Source organism: Actinacidiphila oryziradicis (assembly GCF_005047355.1).
Taxonomy (GTDB): domain Bacteria; phylum Actinomycetota; class Actinomycetes; order Streptomycetales; family Streptomycetaceae; genus Actinacidiphila; species Actinacidiphila oryziradicis.
Genome location: NZ_SUMC01000034.1, coordinates 1 through 24,532 on the forward strand (window position 1 = coordinate 1; position 24,532 = coordinate 24,532).

Annotated in this window: 21 protein-coding genes, 2 tRNA genes and 2 pseudogenes; 14 read left to right on the forward strand and 11 right to left on the reverse strand. The window is 68.9% G+C overall.

The features are described 5' to 3' along the window. The first annotated feature begins 276 nt into the window (after positions 1–276). Positions 277–1,167, forward strand: a complete 891-nt coding sequence (locus tag FCI23_RS29675) for a D-alanyl-D-alanine carboxypeptidase family protein (protein ID WP_246144177.1) — start codon at positions 277–279, stop codon at positions 1,165–1,167. Between the two features lie 90 nt (positions 1,168–1,257). Here FCI23_RS29675 and FCI23_RS29680 read toward each other — a convergent pair whose 3' ends face one another. Beyond that, the gene (locus FCI23_RS29680; RefSeq protein ID WP_136727028.1) at positions 1,258–1,896 is read right to left on the reverse strand and encodes an NAD(P)-dependent oxidoreductase; all 639 of its coding nucleotides are present in this window, start codon (positions 1,894–1,896) and stop codon (positions 1,258–1,260) included. After that, a complete protein-coding gene (locus FCI23_RS29685; RefSeq protein ID WP_136727029.1) occupies positions 1,893–2,117 on the reverse strand; it encodes a hypothetical protein in 225 nt (74 codons plus the stop codon). The genes FCI23_RS29680 and FCI23_RS29685 overlap by 4 nt, the downstream gene beginning before the upstream one ends. 104 nt (positions 2,118–2,221) lie before the next feature. On the opposite strand from FCI23_RS29685, the gene FCI23_RS29690 reads away from it, so the two are divergent. Further along, the gene (locus FCI23_RS29690) at positions 2,222–2,740 is read left to right on the forward strand and encodes a MarR family winged helix-turn-helix transcriptional regulator (protein WP_136727030.1); all 519 of its coding nucleotides are present in this window, start codon (positions 2,222–2,224) and stop codon (positions 2,738–2,740) included. Positions 2,741–2,781: 41 nt separating this feature from the next. Here the strand turns inward: FCI23_RS29690 and FCI23_RS29695 are convergent, their stop codons facing one another. Beyond that, positions 2,782–3,177: a GlcG/HbpS family heme-binding protein gene (locus FCI23_RS29695; protein WP_136727031.1), complete on the reverse strand. Its 396-nt coding sequence runs from the start codon at positions 3,175–3,177 to the stop codon at positions 2,782–2,784. Between the two features lie 308 nt (positions 3,178–3,485). On the opposite strand from FCI23_RS29695, the gene FCI23_RS29700 reads away from it, so the two are divergent. Then, positions 3,486–4,400, forward strand: coding sequence for an NAD(P)-dependent oxidoreductase (locus tag FCI23_RS29700; RefSeq protein ID WP_136727032.1), 915 nt, complete (start codon positions 3,486–3,488; stop codon positions 4,398–4,400). Positions 4,401–5,399: 999 nt separating this feature from the next. On the opposite strand, the gene FCI23_RS29705 is transcribed toward FCI23_RS29700, so the two are convergent. The 7 genes and pseudogenes from FCI23_RS29705 to FCI23_RS29735 all read right to left on the reverse strand — a co-directional run bounded on the left by FCI23_RS29705 (position 5,400) and on the right by FCI23_RS29735 (position 9,389). After that, positions 5,400–5,472 (reverse strand) — tRNA-Glu (locus FCI23_RS29705). 79 nt (positions 5,473–5,551) lie between these two features. Then, on the reverse strand, positions 5,552–7,096 hold the full coding sequence (locus FCI23_RS29710) for a metallophosphoesterase family protein (protein WP_246144147.1): 1,545 nt from the start codon (positions 7,094–7,096) through the stop codon (positions 5,552–5,554). Between the two features lie 42 nt (positions 7,097–7,138). Then, complete coding sequence (locus FCI23_RS29715; protein WP_136727034.1) at positions 7,139–7,489, reverse strand: metallopeptidase family protein; 351 nt, start codon at positions 7,487–7,489, stop codon at positions 7,139–7,141. A 10-nt stretch (positions 7,490–7,499) separates the two neighbouring features. Then, positions 7,500–7,870: pseudogene (crcB, locus tag FCI23_RS29720) on the reverse strand (fluoride efflux transporter CrcB). Then, positions 7,867–8,223 carry a DUF190 domain-containing protein gene (locus tag FCI23_RS29725; protein ID WP_136727035.1) on the reverse strand — a complete coding sequence of 119 codons (357 nt, stop codon included), beginning with the start codon at positions 8,221–8,223 and terminating at the stop codon, positions 7,867–7,869. The pseudogene crcB (FCI23_RS29720) and the gene FCI23_RS29725 overlap by 4 nt, the downstream one beginning before the upstream one ends. Continuing rightward, on the reverse strand, positions 8,220–8,720 hold the full coding sequence (crcB, locus tag FCI23_RS29730; protein ID WP_136727036.1) for a fluoride efflux transporter CrcB: 501 nt from the start codon (positions 8,718–8,720) through the stop codon (positions 8,220–8,222). The genes FCI23_RS29725 and crcB (FCI23_RS29730) overlap by 4 nt, the downstream gene beginning before the upstream one ends. Positions 8,721–8,816: 96 nt before the next feature. Beyond that, positions 8,817–9,389 carry a hypothetical protein gene (locus FCI23_RS29735; RefSeq protein ID WP_136727037.1) on the reverse strand — a complete coding sequence of 191 codons (573 nt, stop codon included), beginning with the start codon at positions 9,387–9,389 and terminating at the stop codon, positions 8,817–8,819. A 261-nt stretch (positions 9,390–9,650) separates the two neighbouring features. Between FCI23_RS29735 and FCI23_RS29740 the strand changes: the two genes are divergently transcribed. The 3 genes from FCI23_RS29740 to FCI23_RS29750 all read left to right on the forward strand — a co-directional run bounded on the left by FCI23_RS29740 (position 9,651) and on the right by FCI23_RS29750 (position 17,208). Then, complete coding sequence (locus FCI23_RS29740; protein ID WP_136727038.1) at positions 9,651–11,888, forward strand: DEAD/DEAH box helicase; 2,238 nt, start codon at positions 9,651–9,653, stop codon at positions 11,886–11,888. A gap of 695 nt (positions 11,889–12,583) precedes the next feature. Then, positions 12,584–15,622, forward strand: coding sequence for an FG-GAP-like repeat-containing protein (locus FCI23_RS29745; RefSeq protein WP_136727039.1), 3,039 nt, complete (start codon positions 12,584–12,586; stop codon positions 15,620–15,622). Positions 15,623–15,681: 59 nt separating this feature from the next. Then, positions 15,682–17,208, forward strand: a complete 1,527-nt coding sequence (locus FCI23_RS29750) for an amino acid permease (RefSeq protein WP_136727040.1) — start codon at positions 15,682–15,684, stop codon at positions 17,206–17,208. A 27-nt stretch (positions 17,209–17,235) separates the two neighbouring features. Here the strand turns inward: FCI23_RS29750 and FCI23_RS29755 are convergent, their stop codons facing one another. Beyond that, positions 17,236–17,682, reverse strand: coding sequence for a TOBE domain-containing protein (locus FCI23_RS29755; protein WP_136727041.1), 447 nt, complete (start codon positions 17,680–17,682; stop codon positions 17,236–17,238). A gap of 205 nt (positions 17,683–17,887) precedes the next feature. Here FCI23_RS29755 and FCI23_RS29760 point away from each other — a divergent pair. The 8 genes and pseudogenes from FCI23_RS29760 to FCI23_RS29795 all read left to right on the forward strand — a co-directional run. After that, a tRNA-Lys gene (locus FCI23_RS29760) sits at positions 17,888–17,960 on the forward strand. Positions 17,961–18,609: 649 nt separating this feature from the next. Beyond that, the gene (locus FCI23_RS29765) at positions 18,610–20,016 is read left to right on the forward strand and encodes an ATP-binding protein (RefSeq protein WP_136727042.1); all 1,407 of its coding nucleotides are present in this window, start codon (positions 18,610–18,612) and stop codon (positions 20,014–20,016) included. Next, the gene (locus FCI23_RS29770) at positions 20,013–20,447 is read left to right on the forward strand and encodes a roadblock/LC7 domain-containing protein (protein WP_136727043.1); all 435 of its coding nucleotides are present in this window, start codon (positions 20,013–20,015) and stop codon (positions 20,445–20,447) included. Before FCI23_RS29765 ends, FCI23_RS29770 begins: the two co-directional genes overlap by 4 nt. Next, complete coding sequence (locus FCI23_RS29775; RefSeq protein WP_136727044.1) at positions 20,444–20,803, forward strand: DUF742 domain-containing protein; 360 nt, start codon at positions 20,444–20,446, stop codon at positions 20,801–20,803. The genes FCI23_RS29770 and FCI23_RS29775 overlap by 4 nt, the downstream gene beginning before the upstream one ends. Then, on the forward strand, positions 20,781–21,386 hold the full coding sequence (locus FCI23_RS29780; protein WP_136727045.1) for a GTP-binding protein: 606 nt from the start codon (positions 20,781–20,783) through the stop codon (positions 21,384–21,386). Before FCI23_RS29775 ends, FCI23_RS29780 begins: the two co-directional genes overlap by 23 nt. Next, on the forward strand, positions 21,383–22,819 hold the full coding sequence (locus FCI23_RS29785; RefSeq protein WP_246144149.1) for a cytochrome P450: 1,437 nt from the start codon (positions 21,383–21,385) through the stop codon (positions 22,817–22,819). The genes FCI23_RS29780 and FCI23_RS29785 overlap by 4 nt, the downstream gene beginning before the upstream one ends. Further along, positions 22,801–23,934, forward strand: coding sequence for a cytochrome P450 family protein (locus tag FCI23_RS29790; protein WP_246144178.1), 1,134 nt, complete (start codon positions 22,801–22,803; stop codon positions 23,932–23,934). The genes FCI23_RS29785 and FCI23_RS29790 overlap by 19 nt, the downstream gene beginning before the upstream one ends. Positions 23,935–24,020: 86 nt before the next feature. After that, positions 24,021–24,473, forward strand: a pseudogene (locus FCI23_RS29795) (MmyB family transcriptional regulator); the annotation flags it as partial. Positions 24,474–24,532 lie beyond the last annotated feature (59 nt).

The following is a 24,532-nucleotide window of genomic DNA, read 5'->3' on the forward strand; positions in this document are numbered from 1 at the left end:
CACACGCCGCGTCGCCCCATCGGCGGCTGACCGCAGCCGCAGGGCCCACCGGGCCCACAGGCCCAACAGGTCCAACAGACAGGCGAGGCGGGACAGCGGCTCCATGCCGCTGACCCGCCTCGCGGCGTACGTCCGTGCTGTTCGTAGGAGTTCACAACGCCGGACGGGGCCGAAAAAGCTTCGTAGGTCGTACATCCATTCGCCAATCCCATGCGTCTTATGAGCAAGCGGCATTTTTGTGTGACCGCATTGCAGGGGCATTTGGGAGAATTCATCTTGAAAACCGGCATTAAGAGCATTCGTCGCGTATCTGCGGTTATCGTCACCGCGGGAGCCGTCCTGACGGCCGGGGCGTTCGCCGCCTCGGCGCAGGCCGCCACGCTCGCGACACCCACGATCGTCGCCGCCGGCGGCTTCGTGATGAACAACGGCACTGGGGCGACCCTCTTCACCAAGGCCGCGGACACCCGTCGTTCCACCGGCTCCACCACCAAAATCATGACCGCCCGGGTGGTGCTCGCCCAGAAGAACCTCAACCTGGATTCCAAGGTCACCATCCAGAAGGCGTACAGCGACTACATCGTCGCGAAGAACGCGTCGTCGGCCCATCTGATCGTCGGCGACAAGGTCACCGTCCGCCAGCTTCTGTACGGGCTGATGCTCCCGTCCGGCTGCGACGCGGCGTACGCGCTGGCCGACAAGTACGGCAGCGGGTCCACGCGGGCCGCACGCGTGAAATCGTTCATCGGCAAGATGAACTCAACGGCCAGTGGCCTTGGCCTGAAAAACACGCATTTCGATTCATTCGACGGCATAGGTAATAACTCGAACTACTCGACGCCGCGCGACCTGACGAAGCTCGCCAGCAACGCGATGAAGTACTCCACGTTCCGTACGGTCGTGAAGACGAAGTCGACCAAGCAGAAGGTCACGACGAAGAGCGGCGGCTACCGCTACATGTCGTGGACCAACACCAACACGCTGCTCGGCAGCTACTCGGGCACCATAGGCATCAAAACCGGCTCGGGCCCGGAAGCCAAGTACTGCCTGGTTTTCGCCGCCACCCGGAACGGCAAGACGGTCATCGGCACGGTCCTCGCCTCCTCCTCTGTGACCACCCGCACGGCGGATGCGAAGAAGCTGATGGACTACGGCTTCAAGAAGTAGCCCGACCAGGGCCAGACGTGGGGTCTGCCCTCGACCAGCCGGTCGAGGGCAGACCCCTTCGTCGTCTCCGGGCCGACCGGCTCGATGGGTTCAGCGCGTGATCTCGACGATCGCTTTCCACGTGTGCGGGTCGTCGGTGTGGGTGAGCATGTAGTGGGCAAGATCGGCGCGGGGCAGGGATGTCGGATGGGACACGTGGGCGTTCTCTGCGGTCCGGTAGCGGCGGGTGAGCGGTCCGTCGGTGAGCATCGGTGGACGGATGATCGTCCAATGGGTGTCGCTGCTGGTGACGACGCGTTCCATCTCGGCCATATCGGCATAGCCGTGGCGGTAGAGCCTTTGGACGACGAGCTTGGTCACCAGGCGCTGGGACAGCGGGATGCCGGGCGGTATCTCCAGGCCGGCCGAGGACAGGCAGACGAGGCGACGCACCGTGTGTTCGCGCATGGCCTTGACGATGTTCGCCGTGCCTTGCGAGTAGACCGTTGTGGGGTGCTTGCGGTCCGTACTGCCCAGGCACGACAGGACCGCGTCGTGGCCGGCGACGGCTGATTGCCATGTCCCGGGGGCGAGTGCATCACCGCCGAGCACGGTGAGGCTGCTGTGCTCCTTGGGGACGACCTTGCCGGGGTCACGGGCGATGACGGTGACATTGTGCCCGGCGTCAAGGGCTTGGGTGAGCAGGTGGGCGCCGGTGCCGCCGGTGGCGCCGAAGATCAGCAGCTTCATGAGAGCTCCGCGAGGGCGTGGACCAGAGCGACGGCTATGGCCCGCTGCCCGGCCAGGGTGAGGTGCAGGCCGTCGTCGAGATGCAGCCCGCTGGTGACAGCCCTGGTGTCGAGGGTGGGTTCCCGTTGTGCGCGCAGGAACTCGGCGAGTCCCCCGAGGTAGGTCAGGGTCTTTTCGGGTTGCTGGAACCGCACAAGCCGTTCGGTCATATCGGCGTTCATGTCATTCCTTCGCTCGGGCTCGGTGACGGGGAATCGGCCCACTCCGTTCTCTCAAGGGAACAGTTCACAATAGAGAATCATTCTGCTTCACGTACCATAGCTGGGTGACCACACCGCGGCAAGCAAGCGAAGAGCGCGACGCGTCGGCCCCACGGCCAAGGGGGGGTGCGGCGTTCCTGCTCGCCCAGGTCGGCGCGCACGCCGCGGGCCGCTTCGCCGAACGGGTCGGCCACCTCGGGCTGACCCCGCCGGATGTCGGGCTACTGCGCATGATCGCCGGCCAACCGGGCCGCAGTCAGAGATCGTTGGCCACCGATCTGGGAGTCGTGCCCAGCCGCGTCGTCACTTTGATCGACAACCTGGACCACAAGGGCTTGGTGGAGCGGCGGCGCAGCACCGAGGATCGCCGTCATCACGCGCTCCACCTGTCCGCCGAAGGCCATCGCGTACTGGACGAGGTGCGGCAATTGGCCTCCGCGCACGAGGACGACATCTGCGCCGCCCTGGACCGCGATCAGCGGGCACAACTGACCGCGCTGTTGGAACTCGTCGTCGGCCAGCAGGGCCTTACCCCGGGCGTCCACCCGGGGTATGGACAACTGTCCAGAAAACGCCACCCCTGAAAACAGCTGACGGCAGGGGACCGGCCGGCAATCGCGGACTGTCACGTAAGGCAGGCCTCCGCGACTGTGACGTCTTGCGGGACCGTGCCCCCGGAGACGCCGACAGCGCCGATGGTGCGGCCTCCCTCGTCAGTGATCGGCAGGCCACCGCCGAAGGACACCAGCCCGCCGTTGGTGCTCTCGATGTTGTAGAGGGGGCCTCCCGGTTGGGAGTCCTCGCCGATCGCTGCGGACGGCCTCCTGAACAGCGCCGCGGTTCTGGCCTTTTTGATGGCGATGTCGACGGTGCCGAGCTCCGCGTCGTCCATCCGGGAGAAGTGCAGCAGATGCCCGCCGGCATCGACGATCGCGATGTTCATGGCCACTGCGAGTTCGGCGGCGCGGGCGCGGCCGGCCTCAGTTCGAGCGATGGCGTTCTGCAAGGTGAGCGCGGTCATTTCGGTGATCCCTTCGAGGGTCGTCGTGGACAGGAAACGGTGGGTGACGGGGATTCAGGGTGATGAGCAATTCCCGATCTTGAAGCGTTGGAAACCGGCAGTGAGCAGCGGTAGGTACGACCGCCACTTTGGGCGCGGTCCGCGGTGTGAGCGGCGATCTTGCCCTCATGCCGGATGAACGGTTGAAGGTCTGACCAGCGGTTTCCGGGTCGAGCCGATCGTCGCGGCTGCGGGGCTGGAGCTCTCCGACGAGAATGTGAAGGAGATCGAGAACGGTTGGGGGAACGGCAGCCGAGAGGACAGGGAAGATGATCACGATCGGATTCGTCGGTCTCGGGGCGATGGGCGGCAGGATGGCCGGCCGCCTGGTCGCCGCAGGCCATGAGGTGTACGGGACCAACCGCACCGCGTCGAAGGCGGCCGGGCTCATTGAACGGGGTATGCGGTGGCGCGACACGCCGCGCGAGGTGGCCGAGGCGGCGAGCGTCGTCTTCAGCATGGTGGCCGACGACACCGCACTCGACGCGATCACCACCGGCCCGGACGGGATCCTGGCCGGCCTCGGCCCGAGCAAGATCTACGTCGACATGAGCACCGTCAGCCCGCAGACCAGCCAAGAGCTGGCGGAACGGGTGCGGTCGCGCGGCGCGCGGATGCTGGACGCCCCGGTGTCCGGCAGCGTCCCGGCGGCCGAGGACGGCAGCCTCGCCATCATGGTCGGCGGCCCGCAGGACGCCTTCCGTACGGTCGAGCCACTGCTGCGGCAACTCGGCCGTACCGTCACCCACGTCGGCGACAACGGTCAGGGGCTTGTGCTGAAGCTTGCCATCAACATCAGCCTCGGCGTCCAGACGCTCGCCTTCAGCGAGGGCCTGCTGCTTGCCGAGCGCGGTGGAATCGATCCGAAATTGGCGGCCGATGTGATGACGGGGAGCGCGATCGGCTCGCCGGCCCTGAAGGCCCGCGTCCCGCTCATGCTGGATCTGCCTGAGGAGGCGTGGTTCGACGTAGAGCTGATGCAGAAGGACATCCGCCTCGCCCTGCAGGCCGGCCACGCACTCGGCGTGCCGCTGCCCGCGACGGCCACCACGGACGAGATCCTGACCGTGGCACGCGAACAGGGCTACGGCGGGCGCGACCTCGCTGCCCTCTTCCAGGTGCTCGCGCGGATGAGCGGTGCGCCTGACGGCGCGGGTGCCTCCCGCGGCGGCGGGTCGGCGTGATCGACCGACCTGAGAGGGCACCGCGCCCGCCGAACAGCCCGATCAGATGCAGAGGCTCGGCGTAGCGTCCGGGGGCTGACGCCTGGCACCGGTCAGGGCGACCGGTTCGCGTCAGCTCTCCGCGGGAGCGGGAAAGGCCGACAGGCGTGAGATGAGGAGCCGCTTGAACCGGTCGATGTCCACTTCCAGGGCGACCTCGGTGAAGGGTCCCTTCGAGCACATTCCTGTTCGGTTTCGGGAATGTCAGGACCCTCGCGTTGCGCTTGGGCGTGCCACCGTGGGTCGCTCCCCTAGTGGCTCCAGCGGTTGATTTGTCGGTTATAGGGCTATTGTTGGGAACGCGATATCTTGCACTCCATGGTGCCCGACCTGAGCAATTGCGACCTGCTGGCTGATCAGGTCGGGAGGGCTGGGCCAGCCGCCCGGTCGGGACTGACGTCGAGCAGGGCGATGCCAGGGGGCCGGACGTTTGGAGGACGGTCGGCATCTGCGACATGTGTCGTCATCGCTATGGACACCGAACCGATTGTGCGTGTGGCTGGTCAATGCCTTCAGCAGGTCAGGGGTGATGCTGTGGACTGTTCGATGGCGGTGCCAGATCAAGATCGCCTCTACCTGGCGGCGCGATGACCTGCGTTGCACTACGCCATGCGAGACGGACTGCGCGTGCGGATGGAGCGTGCGCATGCCTACAGTTCCGCATGCCTCAAGGTGTGCTCCGGTTCGTGGCCATCTGCAGTGCGTACAAGGTTGAGATCTCGGAGATCTACGGAGAGTCACATTCGCAGGTTGCCCGATTGGCGACAGAGGATGAAAATTAGAACATTCAGGGCAAAGGTGGGGTTCGAACCCGTGCGCTGCGCTCGGTGTCGCGATCTAGCCTAGGACCTGCGGCGTTCGGCTTTCGCTGAGATCGGTCCGCGTGGTGCCCCATAATGCGAAAACCGCAGGTCCAAGATCGAAACAATCTTTGACCTGCGGTAACGCACTGCGACTGCGTGCCCCCAACGGGATTCGAACCCGTGCTACCGCCTTGAAAGGGCGGCGTCCTGGGCCACTAGACGATGAGGGCTGATGGCCCGCCGGGCGGTTTTGCGGCCGTCGGGGACGTGAGAAGCATATGGGATGTCCTGGGAGATCGCCAAAACGGTTTAGGGCTTCGGTGTCGGCACAGGCGTGGGCTCCGGTGTCGGCACCGGCGTGTGCACCGGCGTGGCCACTGGTGTGGGGGAGGCGGAGTGGCCGGGTTTGATCTCTCCCGGCAGGTGGCGGCTGACTTCGGCGGTGGTGAGGCCGAGGCCGCCGAGGGTGATCTCGTCCCAGGCCTGGAGGCGGTGGGTGTCGCGGTCGAGGTAGAGGACGGACGCCTCGACCTTTTCGGGGCTCTTGTTCTGGACGGCGCGCAGGCCGCCGCCGCCGGTGGAGCCCTCGAGCATCAGCCGGGTGCCGTGCGCCAGCACGGAGGTCTCGCGGTGGTGGAGGTGGCCGGCCAGTGCCAGCGGCACCGTGCCGTCGGTCTCGGCGGCGGCGACCGGGTTGTGGGCGATGGCGATGTCGACGGACGAGCCGGTGGCGTTCTGGCGGCGGATGGCGGCGGCGAGGCTGCGGCCGGCGGTGCGCTCGGCGGGGTCGCCGGCGGCGACGACGGTGCGATCGGGGGTGAACTGCGGATCGCCGATGCCGGCTATGCGGACACCCTTGACCAGTACGGACTTGCCGTTGTCGACGACGTAGGCGCCCTTGCGGCTCGCGACGGACTGCTGGGTGGAGAGGGAGTCGTGGTTGCCGCGGACGAAGACGTAGGGGGCGCCGAGGTTGGGGATGGAGGCGGTGAAGCCGTTCTCGGCGGTGGTGCCGTGGTCCATGAGGTCGCCGGTGTCTATGATCATGTCGATCTTGTACTCGGCGACCATCGACTGGATGATCGGCCAGGCCGCGGGGTTGAGATGGATGTCGGAGACGTGCAGCACCCGCAGGGTGGTCGGGTCGGGGTTGTACGCGGGGAGGGTGGAGGCCACGTCGTAGAGCCGGGTCATGTTGGTGACCAGGCGGGCCAGTTCCTGTTGGTAGACGTCGAAGTCGCTGACTATGCTGCGGGCGTTGCCGACCACTGAGGGCGCGCTGCTCAGCAGCCCCGAGAACTTCGGCTCCAGGACCGATTTCGGGTTCCACGTCGCGTACGCCGATCCGGCGCAGCCGGCCAGCAGGGCCAGTGACAGCCCCCCGGCGGCCAGTGCCCGGCGCGGACGGCGGTAGACGACCAGGCCGAGCGTGGTGGCCCCGAGGAGGACCGCGGCGGAGGACTGGACGGCCAACTGGACGGCGCTGTGCGCCACATCGTGGGTGACTTCGCTCTGGAGGCCGCTGAGTCGTTCGGGGTGCTTGACGAGGGCCTGGGCGCGCACGGGGTCGAGTGTGTTGATGTCGACCTGGAGCCGCAGCGGGCCTTCGTGACTGGCCAGCGAGAGGGAGCCGAGCGGGCTTACGTTCACCTGTGTGCCGCCGCTGAGGGCCGGGTGCAGTGACATCCGGGTGTTCATCGGGCCGACCGGCTCGTCGGTGGTGCCGAGGACGACCAGGCCCAGCCACCCGCCGAGAAGGGTGACAGCGATGAGGATGATCGCGCGGACGTAGAGACGGGGGGTGGGGGTGGGGCTCGGGTTGGGTGCGTGACGGATTCGGACCAGCTCGACCATTGGCCTCGTATGCCCGTAAGGCGGGCGGACCATGCGGACCGGTCAGCCCCAACCGAGCTCGTGCAGCCGTTCGTCCTCGATGCCGAAATGGTGGGCGACCTCGTGGACCACGGTGGTGGCGACCTCCGTGACGATCTCGGCGGAGGTCCGGCACATCCGCAGTGTCGGGCCCATATAGACGGTGATCCGGTCCGGCAGGACCCCGGCGTACCACTCGCCGCGCTCGGTCAGCGGAGTCCCCTCGTACAGCCCGAGCAGATCGGGGTCGGACGGGTCGGGCTCGTCCTCCACGAAGACGGCCACGTTGTCCATGACCTGGGTCAGCTCGGGGGGAATGGTGTCCAGCGCATCGCTGACCAGACCCTCGAACGTGTCGCGTGTCATCTCCAGCACGGGGCCATTGTCACCCCCGCAGGGCCCGCGCCACCGCCACTCCGGTGAACGCCGCGCCCAGCCCGGCGACGACGCTCACGACGGCATTCGCGGCGGCGTAGAAGCGGGCGCCCTCCTCGGCGAGGCGGAGGGTCTCGTACGAGAACGTCGAGTATGTGGTCAGGGCCCCGAGAAGCCGGTGCCGAGGAGCAGCCGGACGTCCGCCGAGGAGGCGGCGCGGGTCACGATGCCGAGGACGAGGCTGCCGGTGATGTTGACGGTGAGGGTGCCCCAGGGGAAGACCCCGTGGTGACCGTCCACGCGGGCCTGGACGGCGCGGTCGGTGAGATAGCGGAGCGGGGCGCCGACCATGGCGCCGGCGATCACGAGCAGCCAGTTCACTTCCGCGGCTCCTCGCGGTCCGCCCGGCCGGTGTAATGGATCACCTCGACCGTGTCGAGAATCACCAGGCCCTCGGTGACGAGTTCGTCCAGCACGGGCAGGAAGGCCCGGACCCGCTCCTCCGTGTCGACGATCACGATGGCGACCGGCAGGTCCTCGCTGAGTGAGAGCAGCCGGGTGGTGTGGATGAGCGAGGACGCTCCGTAGCCCTCCACGCCGCGGAAGACAGAGGCTCCGGCGAGCCTGGCGGCGTGGGCGCGGTGGACGATCTCGCTGTGCAGCGGGCGGTGGTGGTACGTGTCGCTCTCGCCGATGAAGACGGTGAGCCGGAGTGCGGGACCGGTGAGCCTCATCGGCTGCTCCTGCTGGATCGGGTGCTCCTGTTGAACAGGCTGCGAGTCGCTGCCGCGGCGGCCCATACGGAGACCAGCGCGGCCAGCAGTGTCGCGGCCAGGTAGGCCAGGGCGGGGCCGGGCCTACCGTGGTCCACCAGGCGCTGGACGTCCACCGCGTACGTGGAGAAGGTGGTGAAGCCGCCGAGCACGCCGGTGCCGAAGAAGGGGCGGACGAGGTGGTGGGCGGAGGGCCGGACCTCGGTGATCAGCACCATGAGGACGCCGATCACGGCGCAGCCGAGGACATTGATCCCGAACGTGGTCCACGGGAAGGCGTCGGGCCCGTCGGGCCACAGCAGCCCCGCGCCGTAGCGGGCCGCGGCGCCGAGGGCACCGCCCAGGGAGACGGCGGCCAGGACCGGGAGTCGGATGCCGCGCTGTGCGGGGGGCGCGGGGCGGAAAGGGTCGGCGGCGTGGCCGGGGCCGGTCGTCAGCCCGGGTTCGGGGCCGCTCATATACGTCTCCTACTTCGCACGGCGGGCCGTCACCAGTAGGGATCGTTGGCGGCGTGTGTGCCGCGATTCGGGTGCGGCGGGCCCCACCGCCGATGGTCACAACGCTACCGGAGGAGCCCGCCGCGTGTCCTGGCGGGCCGTGGGGGCGTTGGGCAGCGCGACACTCCCGAACTCCGCAGAGGTGGCCGTCATGAAACCCCTCCCCGTACGCGCCCGTGCCGTGGCCGCCCTGCTTCTGCCCGTACTGGCTGTGACCGGCTGCATGAGTGTGCGGGCGCACGACGACTCCAGGCCGCCGGGCCAGGGCGGGGCGACGGGCTCCGTCAGCGGGGCCGACGGGCCGCAGTCGGTCGGCGGCGCGAACTGGGGGCAGCCGGGCGACGGCGGCGGCAGGCCGGGGAAGGGGGGCGCTCCGTCGTCCGCCGACAAGGACTCTGGGTCGCCGTCGGCGAGCGCGCAGGAGTCGGCTCCGGGGCCGGGCAAGCCGTCCGCGCAGCCGTCGGCCGGGAAGCCGTCCGCCAAGCCATCGGACCCCGGGCCGGGGAAGCCGTCCGGTCCGGGCGGGCCGCCGGAGCCGTCGCCGTCGGCGAGCCATGTGGAGCCGTCGCCGCCCGAATCGTCGCCGCCGGCGTCCCCGGAGCCGTCGCCGTCGAGTGCTCCGCCGGCCACCGGAGCGGGTGCGCCGTGACGTGAATCACGCCCGGTGCGGTCGATCGGCCGTTGGTTGGTCGTCGATTGGCCAAAGCGGGAGTCGATGCGTATGCTGAGAGATCGTTTGATCCCCATGCCCGGCGCCGCTGTTCCTTTTGAAAGAGGGCGAAGCGCGGCGCGTGGCGCGTTCCTTATCTCCGGTGGCTGACCGCATTGAGGCGGTCGTGTGCGAACTGCGGAGTTGGCGCGTGCCGTCACTCCGAGAGGTTCTGCTCAAGCATGCCCATTGATACTGCCGACCGTTCTGCCACGCCTGCGGACGACTCCATCGAGATCGTCGAGTCCGTCTCCGCGGCGACAGCCGAATCAACGGCCGACACTGCCGCCGACGCCACCCCCGAGGTCGTCACCGATGTCGTCACCGACACCGCCGACATCGCTGCGGGCGCCGACAGCACCACCATCGACGACGCCATCACCGAGGGCGCCGACGACATCACCGATGAGACTCCCGATGACGCCCCCAGCGTCACTTTCGGCGACCTCGGCCTGGCCGAGCCCATCGTCCGCAAGCTGGCACAGAACGGCGTCACCGACCCCTTCCCGATCCAGGCCGCGACCATCCCGGACGCCCTGGCCGGCAAGGACATCCTCGGCCGCGGCCGCACCGGCTCCGGCAAGACGCTCGCCTTCGGCCTGCCGCTGCTGACCCTGCTGTCCGGCGGCCACACCGAGAGGAAGCACCCGCGCGGCGTCATCCTCACCCCGACCCGCGAGCTCGCGATGCAGGTCGCCGACGCGCTCCAGCCGTACGGTGACGTCCTCGGCCTGAAGATGAAGGTCGTCTGCGGCGGCACCTCGATGTCCAACCAGATCTACGCCCTCGAGCGCGGCGTCGACGTCCTCGTCGCCACCCCGGGCCGGCTGCGTGACCTGATGAACCGGGGCGCCGCCTCGCTCGACCAGGTCCAGATCGCCGTCCTGGACGAAGCCGACCAGATGGCCGACATGGGCTTCCTGCCCGAGGTCACCGAGATCCTCGACCAGATCCCGCAGGGCGGCCAGCGCCTGCTGTTCTCCGCCACGCTGGAGAACGAGATCGACTCGCTGGTCAAGCGCTACCTGAAGGATCCGGTCACCCACGAGGTCGACGCGGCCCAGGGCGCGGTCACCACCATGAGCCACCACGTGCTCGTCGTGAAGCCGAAGGACAAGGCGCCGGTCACCGCCGCCATCGCCTCCCGCAAGGGCCGCACGATCATCTTCGTGCGGACCCAGATGGGCGCCGACCGCGTCGCCGAGCAGCTCATCGAGGCCGGTGTGCGTGCCGACGCGCTGCACGGCGGTATGACGCAGGGCGCCCGTACCCGCACCCTCGAGGACTTCAAGGACGGGCATGTGAATGTGCTCGTCGCCACCGATGTCGCCGCCCGCGGCATCCACGTGGACGGCATCGGCCTCGTGCTGAACGTCGACCCGGCCGCCGACCACAAGGACTACCTGCACCGCTCGGGCCGCACCGCCCGCGCCGGTGAGTCCGGTACCGTCGTCTCGCTCGCCCTGCCGCACCAGCGCAAACAGATCTTCCGCCTCATGGAGGACGCGGGCGTCGACGCCACGCGCCACATCATCGGTGGCGGCGGCGCCTTCGACGAGGACGTCTCCCGCATCACCGGCGCCCGGTCGCTGACCGACGTCCAGGCCGACGCCGTCCAGAACGCGGCCCAGCAGGCCGAGCGCGAGGTCGCCGACCTCAACCGCCAGCTGGAGCGCGCCCAGCGCCGTGCCACCGAGCTGCGAGAGGAGGCCGACCGCCTCACCGGGCGCGCCGCCCGCGAGCGCGGCGAGGACCCGGACGAGGCGATCGCCGCCAAGGCCGCCGAAGCCGCGCTGGCCGCAGAGGCCGCCGCAGCCGCTGTCCCGGCCCAGGCCAAGCAGCCCGCCGCCGAGCAGCGCGACCGCCGCGACGACCGGGGCAGCTTCGACCGCCGCCGCGACGACCGTCCGTCGTACAACAACCGCGACCGCCGCGACGAGCGCCCCTCGTACAGCCGCGACCGCCGCGACGAGCGTCCGTCGTACAACAGCCGTGACCGTCGCGACGACCGCCCGGCCCGTCCGTCGTCCTCGTCCTCCTACGAGCGTCGTGACGACCGTCCGTCGTACAACAGCCGCGACCGCCGTGACGAGCGCCCGGCCGCCCGTCCGTCGTCCTCTTCCTCGTCGTACCAGCGTCGTGACGACCGTCCGTCCTACAACAGCCGTGACCGTCGCGACGAGCGTCCCGCCGCGCGTCCGTCCTCGGCAGCGCCGTCGGCGGCGCCGGCTTCGTCCTCCTACGAGCGCCGCGACGACCGCCCGTCGTCCTACAACCGCGACCACCGCCCCGCCGGTGACCGCCCCTTCAACCGCGACCGTCGTGACGAGCGCCCCGCCGCCCGCCCCGCCGGCCACCGCACCGGCACCACCGGCGCCGGCAACATCGAGCGCAAGCCGCGCTGGAAGCGCAACGGCTGACCGCCGCTGACCCGCTGACCCGCTGAACGGGCCCGGACCGACGCACCTCGTCGGTCCGGGCCCGTTCTGTTGCTGTATGCGTGGCGCCGCTATGATCCGCTCGCTACGTACGTGGCAGAGCCGCCGCGGGAATGACGCTCGCACTTGTGGCAGGTTGTGTCGGCCCACTGAGCGCGTCAGCCGCAGCCGACACCGCGATCACGTCCGCGGACATCACGACCGGCGCCCGATCACCGGGCCCTCGCTCTCCGGCGGCCTGCTCTCCACAGCCGAGAGCAGCTCGGACGGCGCAAACGACGGCGCGTCGTCCCCGGCTACGGCTGCGTGATCGGGGCCGGTGTCCACGGGCGTACATCATCGGTGAGCTGAACCGCCCACACGCCGACGCCGATCGGGTCGCCGCCGCCCGAAGGTTTCGTGAGCGCGCTCACGCACGCGCTCGGGCTCTGAGACAGCTGGGCACGCTGCGGGCTTTCTCAGTCCGCCCCGTGAGCCGTCAGCAATGCGGTGTACGCGCCTTCGGGCGGCACGGCCCGCAGCGGTGCCGGGCGGGCGCGCGTATTTGCCTTCGATTACCTATGTGACTGCTGTTATGCTCACGCCACTTGCATGGGGGCCGGCCGGGGGGCTTGAGAATTCCGCAGTGTCGCTGCGCTGCCCTGCCATGCCTTCTTCGTGAATCACAGGAGGAACGGGTGGCCCGTCGTGCCCTCGTCCGTGGCGGCATCGCCGCCTTCGCCGTTCTCGCCGTGACCGGCCCGGGAGCTCTGTCCGCGCCCGCCCGCGCGGCCACGACGGCTTCCGCCGAGACCGTGTTCCAGTCGGACCGGTACGCCCCGCGAGCCGACCGGATCTACAGCGCCGGGCCGACCGGCTATCTGCACGCCCAGGAAGGCGGGTCCGGCTACCTGTGGACCCGTTACGACGACGGTACGACCACCGAACTGGGTGAGCTGAACCGGGTGGAGATCCCCGCGTACCTCGGTTCGTCGTCCGATGTCGTGGCCGACTATGTCACCTCGCCCACGCAGAAGGTCGTCCTCAAGGACCTCGCCGCCGGTACCGCGACGGATGTCCCCATCACCCACGGCACCTACTGGTCCACCCTCGGCGCGCATGTCCTCACCCAGGCCGCGGACGCCGACGGCCACCTGGTGCTGTGGCTGTACGGAGGCGGCGCACCCGACGGAGGCACGCTCGTCGACGGCTGGCCCACCGGTATCACCGCCAACTTCAACGTTCTGGGCGGGGACAGCGGCACGGCCGTCGTCAGCTACGCCCTGGCGGGCGCGCAACACCTGGCGCTCGTCGACCTGGCCGCCGCCAAGGTCACCGGCGACATGGTCGTCAGCGCCGCCCCCACCGCCGTGGCGCTGAGCGCCGACCGGCTCGTCTGGTACGCGTCCGGCAACACCGCCCACGTCCTGCAACGCGACGACCTGGCCGCTGCCGAGACGACCGTGACGCTGCCCGGGACGGAGGGCACGCCGCACTTCGCCATCGCGGGCGGGTGGCTCGTGACCGCCCGGTCGGTCCCCTCCGATCCGCACAACATGGTCGATGTCTCGGGCGAGCCCCTGATGGCCGTACCGCTCGCGGGCGGCGACCCGCAGACCCTGCTGCGGCACGCCAACACCTCGGTGACCGCCGCTCAGGACGGCAGCGTGCTCGTCGTCGGCGGCGCCGACTCCGCCCATTGGGCGGTGCGGAGGGTGACCGCCACCGGCGCGGACGTGCCCGTCCTCTCCGAGGTGACGGCCGTTTCGCCGGTAGCCGCGACGATCAACAGACTGTCGCTCGAAAACGGCACCCTGGCGACCGATGAAGCCAACAGCAGCTTCTACGGCGCGTACTACACCCGGCCGGTCGCGACGAGCGGAACGACCGTCACGCCCGGCGCGGCCACCTGGCGCCAATGGACGCACGGGGGGGAGACGGGTCCGTGGGCCACCGGGGACGGCCGCAGCGTCACGGTGTTCACCGACCCCGACGGCGCCTCCGTGCAGCCGCTCGACCCGAACGCCTCCGGGCTGTTGCGCACCGGATCGACCTCCGGCACCGTGGCCGAAGTCACCGGCGGCTTCGTGATCGTCAACGGCACCAATCCCACCAAGCAGTACGTCGGCGACCTCGACGGGGAGCAGACGGTGACCCGCTCGGTCTCGGCCGCCTCGGTGTGGGGCGTCACCCTGTGGACCGCGACCTCCACCAAGGGCGTCCTGAAGGCCACGAACCTCCAGAGCGACGAGACCACCGGCACCCTCAGCACCGGGGCGCCCTGCGTGCCCACGGAGCTCCAGGCCGTGGGCCGGTGGATCTACTGGTCCTGCGGGCCGACCGGCAAGGCCGGGATCTGGGACCGCACGGCGAAGAAGAACATCACCGTCCCGTCCGGTACGGCGGCGGTCGGCGACGGCTATCTCGTACGGCACGACACCACCGCGGGGCAGTTGCTGCTGACCGACTTCGCGGACGGTACGGCCTCGACCCGGGCCATCGGCGACCTCGCCGGAAGCTCCGACGGGCGCGGAATCACCTGGACCGTCGACAAGTTCGGCGGCCCCGCCGCGTATGTCGACGCCCAGAACCGGATCCACCTGGTGCCCAGCGGGGTGGCCACCCAGCCGATGACCTACCTGCGTCCGGCGACGACCTTCAGCGTGGCGTCGAGCAGTGACGAGTCGGACTGGTGGCAGGGCACTTGGACGCTCTCCAAGCCGGCCGCCTCCTGGACGCTGACGTTCCGCAACAGGGCCACCGGCGCCGTCGCCCGTACCCTCACCGGCGGCGCCACCTCGGGCCTCCTCGACACCCGCTGGAACGGCCGGTCCGCCAGTGGTGCGTACGTCCCCAACGGGGACTACACGTGGCAGCTGACCGTCCGACCGGCCGACGGCTCGGGCGCGGCACTGACGTCCTCCGGCACGACCAAGCTCTTCCTGGGCGCCGCAGTCCGCCGGGACTTCGACGGCACCTACGGGCCCAACGACGGCATCGGCGACCTGCTGACGCTGAACTCCTCCGGTGGCCTGACCGTCCAGCTCGGCAACGGCTCGGGGAAGTTCTCCGGGAAGTCGACGGGAGCCGGCTGGCCGACCACCGTCACTCCGGTGCCTTACGGAGACCTGAACGGCGACCGCTGCAATGACGTCCTGGTGCGGATGGCCGGCGGCCAACTGCGCGCGTACAAGGGCGACTGCGGGAACACCGCCTTCGTCCCCAAGGACGCCTACACCTCCCTGGGTACCGGCTGGAACCAGTACAACGTGCTGACCTCGCCGGGGGATGTGACGGGTGACGGCCGGGCGGATCTGATCGCGCGGCAGTCCTCGACCGGGGACGTGTATCTGTACGCGGCGACCTCGGCCGGGAAGTTCGCGACCCGGGTGAAGATCGCCTCGAAGTGGACCGGTTACAAGAAGATCGTTGGTGCCGGGGATCTGAACGGCGACGGCTACGGCGATCTGCTGGTCCAGGACAAGGCGAATGTGCTGTGGCGCTACAACGGCACGGCGTCGGGCAAGCTCGCGGCCCGGGTGAAGGTTGCCTCCGGCTGGGGCGCGTCGTACAACGCGGTCGTCGGCGTCGGGGACATCACCGGTGACGGCAAGGCAGATCTGGTGGCCCGGGACACTTCTGGCAATCTCTACCGTCAGAGCGGCAACGGCAAGGGCGGGTTCGGAGCCCGTACGAAGATCGCGACGGGCTGGAAGGCGTACAAGGGCATTTTTTAGCCACTTCCGGTCACGTCTGTGACGCATGTCATGCCCCCAGCGAGGGAATCGCTGGGGGCATGACAATACCTACGTCCAAACCTGTGCCCGAACCAGTGCCGGGCACCGTGCCCGGCACTGTGTCCGACGAGGAACGGCTCCGCCAACTCGGCTACACCCAGGTGCTGGCCCGCCGGATGTCCGCGTTCTCCAACTTCGCCGTCTCGTTCACGATCATCTCCGTCCTGTCCGGCTGCCTGACCCTCTACGCCTTCGGCATGAACACCGGCGGGCCGGCCGTCATGATGTGGGGCTGGGTCGGCGTCGGCCTGATGACGCTGATCGTCGGCCTGTCGATGGCCGAGATCTGTTCCTCGTACCCAACCTCCGCCGGTCTCTACTACTGGGCGCACAAGCTGGCGCCCCCGGACAGCGCCGCCGCCTGGGCCTGGTTCGCCGGGTACTTCAATGTCATCGGCCAGATCGCGGTCACGGCCGGCATCGACTTCGGGGCGGCGAGCTTCCTCAACGCCTACCTGGACCTGCAGACCGGCTTCACGGTCACTCCGGGCCACACCGTCATCCTCTTCGCGGCGATCCTGGTCCTGCACGGCCTGCTCAACACCTTCGGCGTCCGGATCGTGGCGCTGCTCAACGACATCAGCGTGTGGTGGCATGTGCTGGGCGTCGCGCTGATCGTCGCCGTACTCGCCCTCGTACCCGACCACCACCAGTCGACGGCCTTCGTCTTCACCCACTTCGTGAACAACACCGGCTGGCACAGCGGCATCTACGTCGTCCTCATCGGCCTCCTCATGGCGCAGTACACCTTCACCGGCTACGACGCCTCCGCCCACATGACCGAGGAGACGCACGACGCCGCCACGGCCGGCCCGCGCGGCATCGTCCGCTCCATCTGGATCTCCTGGATCGCCGGCTTCGTCCTGCTCCTCGGCTTCACCTACGCCATCCAGAGCTACGGCAAGACCCTCAGTAGCCCCACCGGTGTCCCGCCCGCCCAGATCCTGATCGACGCGGCCGGCGCGACGGGCGGCAAGCTGCTCCTGCTCGTCGTGATCGTCGCCCAGCTCTTCTGCGGCATGGCGTCGGTCACCGCCAACAGCCGCATGATCTATGCCTTCTCCCGCGACAGCGCCCTCCCCTTCTCCCGGGTCTGGCACCGCATCAATCCCCGTAGCAAGACCCCCACCAACGCCGTCTGGCTCGCCGCCCTCGGCGCCCTCGCCCTCGGGCTGCCGTACCTCATCAACTACACGGCCTACGCCGCCGTGACCTCCATCGCCGTCATCGGCCTCTACATCGCCTACGTCATCCCCACCTTCCTCCGTCTCCGCAAGGGCGACGCCTTCGAGACCGGCCCCTGGCACCTCGGCCGCTGGTCACGGCCGATCGGCGTACTGGCCGTCATCTGGGTCGTCCTCATCACCGTCCTCTTCATGCTGCCGCAGCTCAGCCCCGTCACCCGTAGCAACTTCAACTACGCCCCGGTCGCCGTGCTGGTCGTACTGGGCTTCGCCACGGCCTGGTGGACGGCCTCGGCCCGGCACTGGTTCCTGAAACCGGCGGACGACCGCACGGCCGCCTGAGCTACACGCTTGAGCTACGCGCCCGAGCTACGCGGTCGCCAGGGATACCTCGGTGGACTTCACCAGCGCTACCACCGGGGATCCCTCCGCCAGCCCCAGTTCCTCTGCCGCCTCCCGGGTGATCACCGCCGTCATCTCCGCGCCCTCCACCGCCACCTTCACCGACGCCATCACATTCCCCGCGACCACTGACTCCACCGTTCCGGGGATCTTGTTGCGGATACTCAACCCGTTCAGCCGTTCCAGCGGGCCCGTGGCCAGCGCAACCTCCGTCGCCTTCACCAGCGCCCGCACCTCGCTGCCCGGTTCGATGCCGAGCGCCTCCACCCCTTCCAGGGTCACCGCGGCGGTGATCACCCCGACCCCGGCCAGCCGGACCCGGACGGTGGCCATCGCCTCCCCGGGGGTGATGGCGGTGACGACACCGGGCAGCTGGTTGCGGATGCTGAGACCGTGGCAGGGGGTGAGGCTCATAACAGGAGAGTAGACATTTAGGGCGTTTCCCGCCTGTGGAGCGCGGCGCCCGCCGTGTCAAGGTCACCGGCTGACTGACCCCTGCCGACCGCCCGCTTATGGCAGGCCCCCCGCACCGCCCGGGGCCTCTCATGAGAAGGTAGGTGAGATGAGCCCGGGGACCAGGTAGCCTCTGAACAGCACGGGACGGGCATCCGTGTCACGAGGGCCGTTAGCTCAATTGGCAGAGCAGTGGACTTTTAATCCATTGGTTGTGGGTTCGAGTCCCACACGGCCTACCCGCAGGCGGTTGGTCTCGCCACCGCCGTCCTGCGTGAACGCGCCTCAGGTGGTTTAGACCACCTGGGGCGCGGCTTCGATTTCGGCCTCGTGCGTGAGCGATGCGTGAGCGGGCGGGCCGAGCGGAGGCGGATCACGTCTCGTCGCCGATCTGTACCTCATCGTGGCGAAGCCACCCGCGGCGAGTAAAAATGTGCGTTTTCAAGTCCACACACTGAGGCATACCTCATGCCTCTGACACTCGGGTGATGGCGTTCCAGCGCCAACGGCTCTCGCTATCCGGAAGCTTGGAACTCACCTCGCCGAGGGCGCCGCCGCCGAGGCTCGCAACGCGCTTCACGGGCGTCGCCGACACCGCGCGCTATGCCGGAGGAGGCGCGCCGTATGGTCACTTGTTTGTCAATAGTAACTTCCACACCGTGTGCCTCTTGAAGCTCTCTGCCATGATTAGGATGATCGGAACACTCGATTCCCTTGGTGGACGCGGGCGTTCGGGCAACCCCACATCGCCCATGTGCCGTATTCCGGCTCGTATCTGTCGGAATCCGACAGGGTGCCCAGCCGGAATTTTCAAGCGCTCTCTTTTCCGGCCGGTCTGCTTCGCCCTGTCTCGGTCTGCTCCCCTCTCCCCCAGTTCTTGAGGATCCAATGACACGACACATACCGGAGGCGGTGTTCTGGTGCCTTGTCGCCGGTGCGCTCGCGGGCTTGATCCTGTTGATACGCCAACACCAGATCACCTCTGCGCTCCGCAGGCGCCTTGCGGCGACCGAAGAGAGCCTGCGCGGTCGTGATGAGGAGGCCCGGCACCTGGTCGACGTCCGTCTTCCCGCGTTGGAGGAGGCCCAGCACCAACCCCTGCCCGGACTTCTCGACAGGCGACTGTCCGGAACGGCGTACGCGCAGAGCCTGCAGCAGGTCGTGGACCTGTTCACCGGGGCCGCCGATACGGCACGATCCCGCGCCGACCACTCGACGAGGGCCACCCTCAAGGCGGCGATGCGCGCGCTGCAGGCCCTGGCGAACGAGCAGCAGCTGTCCATATCGGATATGCAGGACCGGCATGACAATCCCCACGTACTGCAGGATCTGCTGGAAATCGACCACGCCAACTCCCAGTTCGGCCGGAGGGCGCAGGCCATCGCCGTCCTCTGCGGTTCGTGGCCCGGGCGGCAGCGGGCCGCTTCGCCGCTGATCGACGTCGTACGCGGGGCGAAGTCGCGGATCCGCGACTACCAGCGCGTCGAGATCCACTCGCGGGTCGACATCGATGTGACCAGCCGGGCGGTGGAGCCGGTGGTCCTGGCGATAGCCGAGCTGCTGGACAATGCGGCGCGGCACTCACAGCCCAACACGACGGTCGAGGTCAACATCCGGCCCGCGCACAACGGCACCTCCGTGGTGATCGACGACGCCGGCGTCGGCATGGACACGCGCGAGGTCGAGGAAGCGAGCCAGCGCTTGTCGGGCCGTGAGGACATCGACATCAACCGGCTCGGCGACCCTGCGCAGTTCGGCTTCGCCGTTATGGGTGTGCTCGCCGCTCGGTACGGGTTCAGCGTCTCGGTCGATACCCGGTCCCCCTACGGAGGTGTGCGAGCCGTGCTATTCCTGCCCAAGTCGCTCCTTGTCGGCGCGGGTTCCGACATAGCGGCCCCCGCCCGGCAGGCGCAGGCCCCCGTTGCGGTGTCCCTGCCGGCCACGGCGACCAGAGCCGTTGCCACGCCCGACGCCCCGGTAGCCCGGGCGGCGTCGCCACTGCCGAGCCCGGTGGAACCCGCGCCGGCCGCCCCCCTCTCCGCCGAGCCGGCGCCCTCAGCCGCCGCTGCGGCCTCGGCCACCACCTCGTCCACTGCTGGAGGCCTGCCCAAGCGCCGCCGCCGAACCGCCGCCGAACCGGCAGCGGCCGTCCAGGAACCGGCTGTACCGCCCGGAGGCGAACCCGCGCCGACCCGCCCGGCTTACGAGACCGCCACCCGCATGGGTGCTTTTGCCCGCGGCACCCGTACGGGGCGCGCCGCAACTCCAGCTGATGAAGGGACCCCTCAAGAATGAACGACCATATGGCCAACGAACTGGGCTGGATGCTCGACGAGGTCCTGAAGGTGCCGGAGGCGCGCCACGCGATCCTGCTTTCCGCGGACGGGATGCTCCGGTCCCACTCCCAGGGCATCTCCCGTGACGAGGCCGAGCGGCAGGCTGCCGCGCTGTCGGGCCTGCAGTCGATCAGCCGCAGTACCGCCGAGTTCTGCGCCCCGGAGTCCTCGCCCTGGCAGCAGACCCTGGTCGAGTTCGCCGACGGGTACGTCTTCCTGGTCGCCGCCGGGGCGGGTGCGTACCTGGCGGTCTCCTCCACACAGCACGTGGACATGGAGACGGTCACCTACCGCATGCACAAGCTGGTCGACCGGCTGGGCAAGGAGCTGACCAGCCCACCGCGCCTGGACGCGGCCCTCTCCCAGCCGAGTATCAGCGGTCCGTCATGACCCCGCCGCGCAAGCGCGAGCGTGGACTGGTACGGCCGTATGTCGTCACTGACGGCCGTGCCCATCCGACGCGCAACACACTCGACCTGGTGACGCTCGTGACGGCCGTGAGTAATCGCCCGCTGAGCGGGCTGAGCCCGGAAAAGCGCGGCGTCATGGAGCTGTGTCGAGGAGGCGCGCTGTCGGTCGCCGAAGTGGCAGGGCACCTGACGCTGGCGATCAGCGTCACCAAGGTGGTGCTCAGCGATCTGATCGACAGCGGTCACATCACCGCCCGGGCTTCGATCCCCAAGGCTCAACTCCCCGAGGCCCAGATTTTGCAGGAGGTGCTCGATGGGCTCCGCTCCCGTCTCTGACCACGTCTATGTCTCGGACACGGTCAGGACCGCGGTCAAGGTTCTGATCGTGGGACATTTCGCGGTCGGCAAGACCACGTTCGTCGGGACCCTGTCCGAGATCAAGCCGCTGCGCACCGAGGAGACCATGACGCAGGCCGGAGCGCTCATCGACGACCTGGCCGGAATCCCGAACAAGACCACCACCACCGTCGCCATGGACTTCGGCCGCCTCACCCTCAGCGAGCACCTGGTGCTGTACCTGTTCGGTGCCCCCGGCCAGAAACGCTTCACCCAGCTGTGGAAGGACATGATGTACGGGGCGCTGGGCGCGCTGGTGCTCGCGGACACCCGGCGGCTGGACCAGTCCTTCGACATCATGGGCCTGCTCGAGGAGCACGGCATGCCGTACGCCGTCGCCGTCAACCAGTTCGACGGCGCACCGGTCTTCCCTGAGGAGGAGATACGGGAGGCCCTCGACCTGCTCCCCGAAACCCCCCTCGTCACCTGCGACGCCCGCGACACCGCCTCCTCCACCAAGGCGCTGATCTCCCTCGTGGAGCACCTCCAGACCCGTACCGCGCCCGCCCAGGAGCACAGATGACCACTCCCGCCCCCGTACCGGGCGCGGTGCCGCCGCCCGGGTGCCCGGCCCACACCGGCCATGACAACGACGCGCCCGGCACGAGCACGGCCGCACAACTGTACGGACCGGAGTTCGCCGCCGACCCCGGCGCGACCTACGCGCGGTTGCGCAAGCACGGGTCCGTCACCCCGGTGGAGATCGCCCCCGGTGTCCGCGCCTCGCTCGTCATCGGCTACGAGACCGCCCTGGAAGTGCTGCGCAGCCCGGAGCGGTTCAGCAAGGACCCGCGCCGGTGGCGCGCCCTCGCCAATGGCACGGTGCCGGCGGACAGCCCGGTCGTACCGATGATGATGTACCGGCCGAACGCTCTGTGGACCGACGGTGACGATCATGCTCGGCTGCGCGGGGCGATCACCGACAGCCTCGCCCGCGTGGACCCGAACGCGCTGCGCGGCTATGTCGAGCACAGCGCCGACACCCTCATCGACCGGATCGGTCCGAAGGGGGAGGCGGATCTCCTCGGCGAATACGGCGCCATCCTGCCTCTGCTCGTCTTCAACCGGATGTTCGGCTGCCCACCCGACATCGGGGAGAAGCTGGTCTTCGGCATGTCCGGGATCTTCGACGCCGACGCCGACTCCGAGAAGGCGAACATGGTGCTCGTCGAGGGTGTCGCCGAGCTGGTCTCGCTCAAGCGCAAGACGCCGAAGGCGGATGTGACGTCCTGGATGATGGCCCACCCCGCGCAGCTCACCGATGAGGAGATGATGCATCAGCTCGTCGTACTCATGGGTGCGGGCACGGAGCCGCAACAGAACCTGATCTGCAACGGGCTGCGCCTGTTGCTGTCCGACGACCGGTTCGCCGGCGACCTGGCCGGTGGCAGCCTCCCCGTGGAGGACGCGCTCGACGAGGTGCTGTGGACGGACCCGCCGATGGCGAACTACGCCATCCACTACCCGCTCAACGACCTGACGCTCGACGGCACCCTACTGCGCGAGGGCGAGCCGATCCTGATCAGCCTGGCCGCCGCGAACACCGACCCCGGCCTGGTCGCCGACCGGCGCGGCGGCAACCGCGCGCATCTGGCGTGGAGCGCGGGCCCACACACCTGCCCTGCCAAGAGCCCGGCCCGGCTGATCGCCGCGGTCGCGGTGGAGAAACTCCTCGACCGGCTTCCGGATGTGCAACTCGCGACCGGGGTAGAGCGGTTGGAGTGGCGGCAGGGTCCCTTTCACCGGGCACTGGCCGCTCTGCCAGTGCGCTTTCCCCCGATTACCGTGCGGGTCGCCACGGACACACCTTCTGGAGTCAGCGAATGGAACCCGAATCCCGCCCCGTCGTCATCGACCCCTCCGGCAGTGACATCCACGGAGAGGGAGCCCGCTTCCGCGAACACGGACCGGCAACACTGGTGGAGCTTCCTGGGCAGGTGGTGGCGTGGGCAGTAACTGACCAAGCCCTGCTCAAGGAACTGCTCACCGACCCTCGCGTATCGAAGGACCCCCGCCAGCACTGGACCGCGTGGGCCAACGGAGAGATCACCCCGGAGTGGCCGCTGTTCACCTGGGTCGCGGTGACGAACATGTTCACCGCCTACGGGGGCGACCACCGGCGGCTGCGAAAGCTGGTCTCCACAGCGTTCACCGCGCGCCGTACCGAGGCCCTGCGCCCGCGCATCGAGGTCATGGCAGCCGACCTGCTCGACGGCCTCGCCGCCTCCCCCCGGGGGGAGGCGGTGGACCTGCGCGAGGAGTACTGCTACCCGATCCCGATCCAGGTGATCTGCGAGCTCTTCGGTGTCTCTAATGAGGACACACGCAAGGAGCTGCGCCGTTTGGTGGACAGCATCTTCAACACCGCCGCCACTCCGGAGGAGGCCGCGGCCACCTTCCAGGGCATGCACACCGTCCTGTCCGATCTCGTCGCTCTGAAGCGGAAGACCCCGGGCGACGACATCACCAGCGGGCTCATCGCCGCCCGGGAGGAGGACGGCTCGCGACTGACCGAGGGCGAACTGGTCGACACCCTGCTGCTGATGATCAGCGCAGGGCACGAGACCACGGTCAATCTGCTCGACAACGCGATCCATGCCATGCTCACCCACCCGGACCAGCTCGAACTGGTCCGGGTGGGCCGGGCCTCCTGGAACGATGTGATCGAGGAGACGCTGCGTGCCGAGGCGCCGGTGGCGAGCCTGCCCCTGCGTTACGCGGTCGACGACATCGAGTCCGGCGGGGTGACCTTCAAGAAGGGCGATGCGATCCTCGCCGCCTACGCCGCGGCTGGACGCAGTCCGGCGTTTCACGGGGCGGACGCAGACCGCTTCGACGTCACCCGGGTCAACAAGGAACACCTCGCCTTCGGGCACGGCGTCCACTTCTGCCTCGGGGCACCCCTGGCCCGCCTGGAAGCCGCGATCGCGCTCCCCGCCCTCTTCCGGCGCTTTCCGGACCTGGCGCTGGCCGTCCCGGCGGACGAGCTGCTTCCCGTGGAGTCGTTCATCTCCAACGGTCACCGCAGCCTGCCCGTTCACCTGGACGGAGCGACGCGGGAAGCCGGCTGACCGGCTCCGTCGTACAGTGTCCTGCTGAAGGATCAGCGCCCCGCCCGCGAGCATGACTCACGGGCGGGGCGTTTGGCACAGCCACCTACACCGACTTCGACGCCCTGCCGCGGCGTGAGCGGAACATGACCCGTTTCATCTTCCTCGACGAATCAGCCCGCACCCTCTACGACGACTGGGAAGCCATCGCCCGCACCAGCGTCGCCGCCCTGCGCCTGTACGCCGGTCAGCACCCCCACGACCCCCAGCTCGCCGAACTCATCGGCGAACTCTCCTTGCGCGACCCCGACTTCCGCAGCTGGTGGGCTGACCACGACATCCAGCGCCGTACGTACGGCACCAAACACTTCCACCACCCGTTGGTCGGCGACCTCACCCTCGACTACGAAGCTCTGGCCGTCACCGGCGACTGCGACCAGATCCTCGGCATCTACAGCGCGGAACCCGGCACCCCCTCCGAGCAGGCGCTGCGCCTCCTCGCCAGTTGGACCAGCGAACCAGCCACCCCGCACCGTCCTCACCTCTCGCCCCCGCGCTGAGACACAGCTGCGGCGGCCGACCCCATCGCATCTGGGGTCGGCCGCCGTCGTGCGGAATA

Coding starts and splice junctions, on each gene's coding strand:
- FCI23_RS29680 (WP_136727028.1), bottom strand. CDS start 1,896: ATGAAGCTGCTGATCTTCGGCGCCACCGGCGGCACCGGCGCCCACCTG.
- FCI23_RS29685 (WP_136727029.1), bottom strand. CDS start 2,117: ATGAACGCCGATATGACCGAACGGCTTGTGCGGTTCCAGCAACCCGAA.
- FCI23_RS29695 (WP_136727031.1), bottom strand. CDS start 3,177: ATGACCGCGCTCACCTTGCAGAACGCCATCGCTCGAACTGAGGCCGGC.
- FCI23_RS29700 (WP_136727032.1), top strand. CDS start 3,486: ATGATCACGATCGGATTCGTCGGTCTCGGGGCGATGGGCGGCAGGATG.
- FCI23_RS29710 (WP_246144147.1), bottom strand. CDS start 7,096: ATGGTCGAGCTGGTCCGAATCCGTCACGCACCCAACCCGAGCCCCACC.
- FCI23_RS29725 (WP_136727035.1), bottom strand. CDS start 8,223: ATGAGGCTCACCGGTCCCGCACTCCGGCTCACCGTCTTCATCGGCGAG.
- crcB (WP_136727036.1), bottom strand. CDS start 8,720: ATGAGCGGCCCCGAACCCGGGCTGACGACCGGCCCCGGCCACGCCGCC.
- FCI23_RS29740 (WP_136727038.1), top strand. CDS start 9,651: ATGCCCATTGATACTGCCGACCGTTCTGCCACGCCTGCGGACGACTCC.
- FCI23_RS29750 (WP_136727040.1), top strand. CDS start 15,682: ATGACAATACCTACGTCCAAACCTGTGCCCGAACCAGTGCCGGGCACC.
- FCI23_RS29755 (WP_136727041.1), bottom strand. CDS start 17,682: ATGAGCCTCACCCCCTGCCACGGTCTCAGCATCCGCAACCAGCTGCCC.
- FCI23_RS29765 (WP_136727042.1), top strand. CDS start 18,610: ATGACACGACACATACCGGAGGCGGTGTTCTGGTGCCTTGTCGCCGGT.
- FCI23_RS29770 (WP_136727043.1), top strand. CDS start 20,013: ATGAACGACCATATGGCCAACGAACTGGGCTGGATGCTCGACGAGGTC.
- FCI23_RS29775 (WP_136727044.1), top strand. CDS start 20,444: ATGACCCCGCCGCGCAAGCGCGAGCGTGGACTGGTACGGCCGTATGTC.
- FCI23_RS29780 (WP_136727045.1), top strand. CDS start 20,781: ATGGGCTCCGCTCCCGTCTCTGACCACGTCTATGTCTCGGACACGGTC.
- FCI23_RS29785 (WP_246144149.1), top strand. CDS start 21,383: ATGACCACTCCCGCCCCCGTACCGGGCGCGGTGCCGCCGCCCGGGTGC.